Origin of the sequence: Bradyrhizobium sp. Ai1a-2 (assembly GCF_000426245.1) — a bacterium.
GTDB lineage: Bacteria > Pseudomonadota > Alphaproteobacteria > Rhizobiales > Xanthobacteraceae > Bradyrhizobium.
The window spans coordinates 1-6,522 of the sequence record NZ_AUEZ01000158.1 but is presented as its reverse complement, the minus strand read 5'-3'; the positions used below and the strand labels follow the sequence as shown (position 1 = coordinate 6,522).

Below are 6,522 nucleotides of genomic sequence, written 5' to 3'. Positions count from 1 at the left end.
TGCGGCAGGAACTGAGTCAGGTAAGTGCTCTGGTTGGTCGAACTGAGCGGCGTAGGCCGGATGGTGCCGATCACTTCGAGCAGATACCGATCATCTGGCCACTGAGGCCCCACGATGATGGCTTGGTCCGTAATCATCGCGTAGTTCGTCGGGACCCCCGTGAACGATTGATCGCCGCCAACCGCATCGAGAAAATCGCGCGAAACAGGCGTCAACTGGTTTCGCTTGCCCGTGCCAACAGTGTTTGAAGCACTGGCGGGCGTAATCAGGTTGATGCCGTTCGTGACGATGATTGTGCCGTTACCACTCGGCAGGATGAAATCTCTACTGCCTATGGTCAGATGCCCGCTGATGCGCGTAACGGTGTTCAGCAAGTCCAACTCCGCATAGAGCCGCTGTTCGGCGTAGTCGATCGCAGACGAGAGAATGCCGGTGAAGTTTGGATCAGCCGGGGCTTCGACGATCGCATTCGCGACCGCTGCTACCCACGAGTCAAACGTGTAACTCATCTCTCAAATTTCCGTGGATACCTTTACGCCGGACACCGGCTCAGTTATCCCGCCGCCGCGCTGGCGCAGGATGCCAAGCTACGAATGACCCGACTCCGTGAAGTGCTATTCTGGCTCGCCATCGCCATCTGCATGGCGAGCCTACTTAAGTTGCGGAAGCCAGAGCCCTTGCCTTGCTCTGGTCCGGTCGATGAATTGTTCTCGCCCTGCGTTCGGCCCGACCAGCCAATGCCGCCCATTTAGCGGCTCGCGAAGTCGTTGGGGTCGGGGAGCGCTTCGTCCGCGCCATCCACCCTCGCCGCCTCTTCCGTCACATCTTCCGCAAAGAACCCGTTTGGCGATGACGCGTCGGTGATCGTCGTACCGCCCGCATCGTCGGACGCGAACGGCTCCGGAAACGGCCGGTAGACCGGCATCGGATCAGGAGGAATGATGATTGTCTTCAACTGATGTTGCGGGACGTCGTAACAGGTCCGCGTGCAGATATAGAGTTCGAGGTTCTGCATCTTCACGCCCGCCCATTCATATTGCGGGACGAGTTCGGAGCGCTGATACCAGAGGCCGCAGCGCTGGCAGACGCCAATGGCTTGAGGATTGCGAGGGCTGACACGAGCCCTACCGGTAGGATGCCAAGGCCCAGACATTGCAGCCCTCGCCTATTGGTTGATTGTGTAGTTTCCGATTTGCGGGACGATGAACAAATCGGGGTCCGTTTCCACGTCCTGAGTCGTCGCGACCTTCCACGCCTCTTGCATGTCGGTCTTGCGCGCGTTCTCAACTTCCGGCTTCCAGATGCGTGAAAGCCGGTGCGCGAGTTCTGCCACCATGCAGTCTTGGAAGCGGTAGGGCAGTTCGGGCATCTCACCCGCGACGATGTTCGCGTCCTGAATTTGCCGCACGCGGTAATAGTTGAGGATCATCGTCCCGGTCGCATCCGGCACTTGCCAGAGCGTGATCGTCGGATTGATGAGCCGGTCAAACCAGAACACCGACGGCACCGCCTGCACCAGCTTATTCGGAAACGATGCATATTCGGTGCGCGAGATCGGGAAGATAAGCCGATCGCTCTCAGGCGCACCCGGAAACGACAGATAGGCGTCGAGAATTTGGATGGTCGAAGGGTCAACGGTGTAGGTTTGCTGCCCTTGGATCAGCGGCACCGAAATAAGATCGACCGTCCAGAGGTTCGGCTGCAAGTTCGAGAACTTCGACAGCATCAGGTTCGTTTCGGTGAACGCATCCTGCATGTGCTCGGGCAGGATGGCCGTTCGTCGAACCTGAATGCGCGAGTACGCGGCGACCGCGAGGCCCGCGCCACTCAGACCAAAATTGAACGTGCCGCTCGTTGTCATGGCAGCGCCTAGTGGAACGTCCAGGCCGTGCCATTGCAGAACACCGGCACAGTCACAGCACCGCCGCCCGTCGCGGGAACGGTGCCGTTGTAGGTTGGAGAGCTCGCGTCCGTCACAGCCGCCAGCGTTCCCTCTGGTACAGCGCCCCCACCGCACGATGGCAGGGTTGCCTCCGTAAACAGTGGAAGGGCAAGGCCGCCCGCCACGGTGACCACACCGATCCCCTTTGGCGTCAACCCAATGCTGATATTCGTGTCACTGCCCTGCGTAGAAATCCTTGGAGGCGCACCGGCAGCATTGCCCATCGCAATGAGGTTATTGCCACCGGTAGCCTGCGATTGAACGGTAAGCCCACCGCTGCCTGCATTGAAGACAACGCCGGTCACAGCCTCGGCAGAAGCGCTTCGAGTGGCGGTGAGCCACGCCGTTTGAACGGTGTTGTTGTCCCTGAGCGCCCTGAAAACGAGGCTTGTTCCGGCAGGCGCGGCAACGACATCCCACGTTTTCAAGTCGGTTGGCCCGGCTGAATTACGAATCGCGAGCGACGCATTGGCGCCGGTTGTCGCGGTGTTTTGGATAACAATGCTTGACGTCGGTCCGGATACCGCCGTGCCCGAGGACACCAAGAGCGAGCCGCTTGGCGCATGAACCGCGGCAACGGACGGATTCGGATAGGTGCCGGCGAGATCGCCGCCAGCCGTGCCAGTTGGAGAGCCGCCACCACCGCCGCCGCTGCTCCCGCCTCCGCTACCCGCGGGCGGGAAAATCTGCGCCTGAATAGGCGCAATCATCAGCCCGATCGCGAGCGCAAGTGCGATGATATATCGGAGCATGTCAGCCCTCGAAGATCGCGACGCTAGAAGCGTCGGCAGAGACCACCCAAAACGGGTTGGAGGGAATGAAATCATCCTGCCAGAGCAGGAAGCCCCCTTGACCGGGAGCGGCACTACCCATCGGGGCAAGCACAATCCCGGTCGTTGGTGTCACGGTCGGATCAAGGCCGATCGACACTTCTCCACCGCCGATGTTCTGGATCAGGAGATAGTTGCGGAGCGAGTTGCCCGGCAACGCCTGCGCAGCTACCGGCGTCGTCGGAACGACCGTCAGCCTCAATTCGCCGTTTGCCATGACGGCCTCACTGCGCCGTCGCAGGCGGCGTCGGCGCGGCCTGGACCGGCGCGGCCGGTGCCGCGGTCGAAACCGGAGTCTCGATCGCGAGCTTGACCGCCTTGACCTTGGCTTCGACCGTGGAGAACTTCGCCTCGACCGCAGCAAGGTCCGATTTCAGATCGCTGACGATGGCCTGTGCGTCCGCCTGCCAGTTGACCAGCGCGCGGCCAACGGACAGGAACCAATCCTTGAAGTGCCAGACGAGCGCGCCGCCGACCAAACCACCGATCACGAAACCGATGGACGCAGCGAACATATCGGGAGCGTCGAACATGGTTTTACTTCCCTTCCCATTTGCGAAAACGATCGTACCAACGCGGCTCACCGAGCTTGTTGACGATCACTGGCGCGGGGGCCGCCACAGGAGCGCTTGCCGAAGCCGCCTGTGCGACCGGAGCCTTGTCCTGCTTCTTGGCTACCGCTTTCTTGTGGGCCTTCAGGACGGGCTTCTTGGAAGCCGCCAGGGGCGCAACAACCGGCGTGGCCGAAACCACCTCCGGAGCCGAGACCGGCGTATGCACCGGAGTCGGGATGGACGCGCAACCGGCTAGGCCGATCGCGAGTCCTGCAATGATGAGAGCTTTCCGCATTTGTCACTTCCCCTTCTTCACGCGTCCGCTGGCACCCTGCCAAGAAACGGAGCCGCGACCGTGAACGTCCCGCCGCATTCGACGCCGGCCGGGAACGAAATCTGGAATGCGCTCGAAATGCTCGTGAGCGAGCCATTCGACACGACAGCCGCAGGCTGGTTGGTAGGCGACGATGGATTTGGCGATGCAGCCGCCGTGCGAGCAACGCCCGCAAACTGCGATCCATCAGGATAGTTCGAGTTCGCGTTGACCGCCGTAATCGGCATAGTGGTTGTTGTGCCACTCGCCACAGAAAGCAGCGCCAAGTTCTGAGTGTCAGATACCTCGAAATCCCACCACGCTTCGTAAACGTCGCCCGCCGCGTCGCCACTAAAGTTGATAACGTTGCGAAGCGTCACCAACGTTGCTACGGCGCTCGTTCCGGACACCGTGATTTCCAGCGCATTGTTGCCGTTGAGCGTCGTCGCAACACCTGTCACTGTCAGGCCGGAATTGGCCGTCTGATCAAGGGTCCACTGAGTCGGGGCAACGCCGGTCACGCCATCAGCGGCCACAACGCCGCCCGCGGTGCCGACGAACTGCGGATTGTCGGCCGCAAGCATCAGGTTCGTCGCATCGAACGAATGCTTTACCGGATCATCAGCGACAATCAGAGTGTTCAGCAGGTTCGCGACGGCCTGCCCGATCGTCATTGCACCGAGATAGTTCGGATGCAGGCCGGTGTCCGTCGCGCTGTTCGTGATCGTCATCGTCGTCGGGTCCCAGATCGCTTCAAGATCGACAAGGGACACGTCGGTTTGCTGTAGCTGCAATTGGCGCAGCGCCTGCCGGTCAAGCTCGCGCTGCGTACCGAGGCTGGTGAACTGCGGGTCGATCGATTTCAGCGTGCAAATATGCACCACATGAGCGCCCGCTGCCTGATAGGCTTCGATCGCCGTGCGCTGGTTGGCGAAGATCGTCGCGGGCGTGTCAGATGTGCCCTTAAGATCGTTGATGCCCGACATAAGGACAACGACCTTCGGATTGGTGGCCGTCACCAGGGAGATTTCAGCGGCGGTCGCCATGTTCTCTGCGGTGTCGCCGCCGAAACCCTGATTGTACCCGTGGGGACAGAAGTATCGCCCGCGCGTGAAGAAAATCACGAACTCAATAAACGCCGGCCCGTTGCTGCCGCGCGTGATACTATCGCCCTCGAATGTGAGGCGAGAGTTGAGCGGCAGAAGATTCGTAACATCCGGCGTGAACGAAATTCCAGCGCCGGAAATTCCCTTCATCGCCGCAATGAACGAGACCGCCGTATCTTCCGAAACGCCAGCGATAGAGATTGTGCCTGTCATTGCCTCTTCCTTTTCAGTTGATCGTGTCGCTCTGGCGCATCTTCAGTTCGATGTTGCCGCCTGCGATATTCGCGACGTTCACGCGCACAGCGGAAATCGGCGCGAAATAGTTGCCCGTAATCGTTGCTGTTGAGCCGACCGGGAATTGCGGATCAGTAACCCACCGTGCATTCTGGTTTGGCGAACCATCGGGGTTCGACAGATCATCAAGCGTGAACTCCACGCTGTAAGCCGCCGTGACCGCGCCGACACCGGCAGGGTTTGTGCCGTTGGGCACGAACACCTGAATTGCTACATTGAAAGGCCCAATCGACGGATCAAGATTGAACGGGCCTGCGATACCTACCGCACCGATGTTGACGTTTCGCTTAATTGGCATGCTGCACCGCTGATAAGGAAAGAGCGCCAATAGGCGCTCTTTGTTTGTTAGTCGTTCTGCTCGATGTCCGGATACTTGCGATGCACCTTGGCGCGCACTTTCGCTTTCTCTTCAGGAGAGCCGTGCTGCGAGACACGCGCGAGAGCATTTCGCGCGTGGTTCTCATCATTCACCGGATATCGGCCGCCCGGCAGCGCGAAGTCCGATTTCGGGAGGGCCTTCCGCTCTTTCGTTGTGAGCCGGCCGCCATCCTTGAAGTTCTCGCAGTCCTTCAGCCAGCCGCCGTTGCGGAAGTAGTTGAAGTCCTGTTCAGCCATGACGTTACGGCTTCACCGTTTCGGTGTTCTCGCCAGGACGAGCCGCCGAGGAGAACGGAGTCTTGTCGGCACCGACCTTGCCACCGCCCGCCTTCCGCGGACGCTTGTCCATGCGGCGCTTGGACTTCTCGCCCTCTTCCTTCTCGACTTCTTTCTTGACCCGGCCGCCGTGCTTCTTCTCCATCGCCTCTTTGACGACGTTGGAGCCAGCACCGGAATAGACCTCGCCACCGGAGGCGAACTTGCCTTTCATCGACTTTTCTTTGTGACGTGCGCGCGACATGATCGCTATCCTTCAAAACCCTGATCCGTGGGCTCGGCCGCATGAACAAGGTCCGCATGCGATCGGACTTACAAAAAGGGCGGCCCCACCAGAGGCAAGGCCGCCGAGTCACTCTCTCGCGTGCGAGAGAGCCGTTGAACTTAGGAGTCCTTCATCAGCCCCGCCGTGCGAAGCGCGGCGAGGAGCGCATTGAAGTTCTCTTGGGTCGGCGCGGCCGTCAGATCGGCCATCGCCGGCATTTGCTGAGAGCCACCAAGCGTCGTTTGCTTGGCTGCCAACGCCAGGGCTTCGGTGGGGATCATGGTCGGGTTGTTCGGATCGCCCGTCGTGAACCCGCCGTCGGCGTGCATTGTGCCAGTGATCCGCGTCTGCTCGGTTAGATCATCAGCCATTGGCTTAGCTCGTCGGGTTCGATCCGTAGGCGCAACGCGGCTCGTTGAACGAGTAGCTGTTGCGCTGATAGCCCTTCACCAGAAGGTTGTCGGTGGAGAACTCAACCGACATATCGGTTTCGTAGGGCACACGGTTCATGTAGACAAAACCGTCTTGGTTGGTCTGCAAGAACCACGCGAACATCGAAGTCAG

Annotated in this window: 13 protein-coding genes; all 13 read right to left on the bottom strand. The window is 60.2% G+C overall.

Annotated elements, in window-relative coordinates; translation table 11 throughout:
- On the bottom strand, window positions 1–509 hold a 509-nt coding region (locus tag K288_RS48730; RefSeq protein ID WP_043162250.1), incomplete at its 3' end, for a hypothetical protein.
- Between the two features lie 239 nt (window positions 510–748).
- A complete protein-coding gene (locus K288_RS0141920) occupies window positions 749–1,015 on the bottom strand; it encodes a hypothetical protein (RefSeq protein WP_152535957.1) in 267 nt (88 codons plus the stop codon).
- Between the two features lie 150 nt (window positions 1,016–1,165).
- A complete protein-coding gene (locus K288_RS0141915; RefSeq protein WP_027584708.1) occupies window positions 1,166–1,861 on the bottom strand; it encodes a hypothetical protein in 696 nt (231 codons plus the stop codon).
- A gap of 8 nt (window positions 1,862–1,869) precedes the next feature.
- Window positions 1,870–2,694 (bottom strand): hypothetical protein, encoded by an 825-nt coding sequence (locus tag K288_RS0141910; RefSeq protein ID WP_027584707.1) that lies wholly within the window; start codon window positions 2,692–2,694, stop codon window positions 1,870–1,872.
- Window position 2,695: 1 nt separating this feature from the next.
- Window positions 2,696–2,989, bottom strand: a complete 294-nt coding sequence (locus K288_RS0141905; protein WP_027584706.1) for a hypothetical protein — start codon at window positions 2,987–2,989, stop codon at window positions 2,696–2,698.
- A gap of 7 nt (window positions 2,990–2,996) precedes the next feature.
- Window positions 2,997–3,305, bottom strand: coding sequence for a hypothetical protein (locus K288_RS0141900; protein ID WP_027584705.1), 309 nt, complete (start codon window positions 3,303–3,305; stop codon window positions 2,997–2,999).
- Window positions 3,306–3,309: 4 nt separating this feature from the next.
- Window positions 3,310–3,621, bottom strand: coding sequence for a hypothetical protein (locus K288_RS0141895; RefSeq protein WP_152535956.1), 312 nt, complete (start codon window positions 3,619–3,621; stop codon window positions 3,310–3,312).
- A 17-nt stretch (window positions 3,622–3,638) separates the two neighbouring features.
- The gene (locus K288_RS0141890) at window positions 3,639–4,958 is read right to left on the bottom strand and encodes a GDSL-type esterase/lipase family protein (RefSeq protein ID WP_027584703.1); all 1,320 of its coding nucleotides are present in this window, start codon (window positions 4,956–4,958) and stop codon (window positions 3,639–3,641) included.
- 13 nt (window positions 4,959–4,971) lie between these two features.
- Entirely contained in the window at window positions 4,972–5,367 is a 396-nt protein-coding gene (locus K288_RS0141885) for a hypothetical protein (RefSeq protein ID WP_027584702.1), read from the bottom strand.
- Between the two features lie 17 nt (window positions 5,368–5,384).
- On the bottom strand, window positions 5,385–5,654 hold the full coding sequence (locus tag K288_RS0141880; RefSeq protein ID WP_201449815.1) for a hypothetical protein: 270 nt from the start codon (window positions 5,652–5,654) through the stop codon (window positions 5,385–5,387).
- A 4-nt stretch (window positions 5,655–5,658) separates the two neighbouring features.
- Entirely contained in the window at window positions 5,659–5,937 is a 279-nt protein-coding gene (locus K288_RS0141875) for a hypothetical protein (protein ID WP_027584700.1), read from the bottom strand.
- A gap of 140 nt (window positions 5,938–6,077) precedes the next feature.
- A complete protein-coding gene (locus K288_RS48725; protein ID WP_201449814.1) occupies window positions 6,078–6,287 on the bottom strand; it encodes a head fiber protein in 210 nt (69 codons plus the stop codon).
- A gap of 46 nt (window positions 6,288–6,333) precedes the next feature.
- On the bottom strand, window positions 6,334–6,522 hold a 189-nt coding region (locus tag K288_RS53925), incomplete at its 5' end, for a hypothetical protein (protein ID WP_043162247.1).

What these genes read in the sequence shown, in the direction of transcription:
- K288_RS0141900 (WP_027584705.1), bottom strand. Translation starts at nt 3,305, where the DNA reads ATGTTCGACGCTCCCGATATGTTCGCTGCGTCCATCGGTTTCGTGATC.
- K288_RS0141905 (WP_027584706.1), bottom strand. Translation starts at nt 2,989, where the DNA reads ATGGCAAACGGCGAATTGAGGCTGACGGTCGTTCCGACGACGCCGGTA.
- K288_RS0141875 (WP_027584700.1), bottom strand. Translation starts at nt 5,937, where the DNA reads ATGTCGCGCGCACGTCACAAAGAAAAGTCGATGAAAGGCAAGTTCGCC.
- K288_RS0141895 (WP_152535956.1), bottom strand. Translation starts at nt 3,621, where the DNA reads ATGCGGAAAGCTCTCATCATTGCAGGACTCGCGATCGGCCTAGCCGGT.
- K288_RS0141890 (WP_027584703.1), bottom strand. Translation starts at nt 4,958, where the DNA reads ATGACAGGCACAATCTCTATCGCTGGCGTTTCGGAAGATACGGCGGTC.
- K288_RS0141910 (WP_027584707.1), bottom strand. Translation starts at nt 2,694, where the DNA reads ATGCTCCGATATATCATCGCACTTGCGCTCGCGATCGGGCTGATGATT.
- K288_RS0141920 (WP_152535957.1), bottom strand. Translation starts at nt 1,015, where the DNA reads ATGCAGAACCTCGAACTCTATATCTGCACGCGGACCTGTTACGACGTC.
- K288_RS0141915 (WP_027584708.1), bottom strand. Translation starts at nt 1,861, where the DNA reads ATGACAACGAGCGGCACGTTCAATTTTGGTCTGAGTGGCGCGGGCCTC.
- K288_RS48725 (WP_201449814.1), bottom strand. Translation starts at nt 6,287, where the DNA reads ATGCACGCCGACGGCGGGTTCACGACGGGCGATCCGAACAACCCGACC.
- K288_RS0141880 (WP_201449815.1), bottom strand. Translation starts at nt 5,654, where the DNA reads ATGGCTGAACAGGACTTCAACTACTTCCGCAACGGCGGCTGGCTGAAG.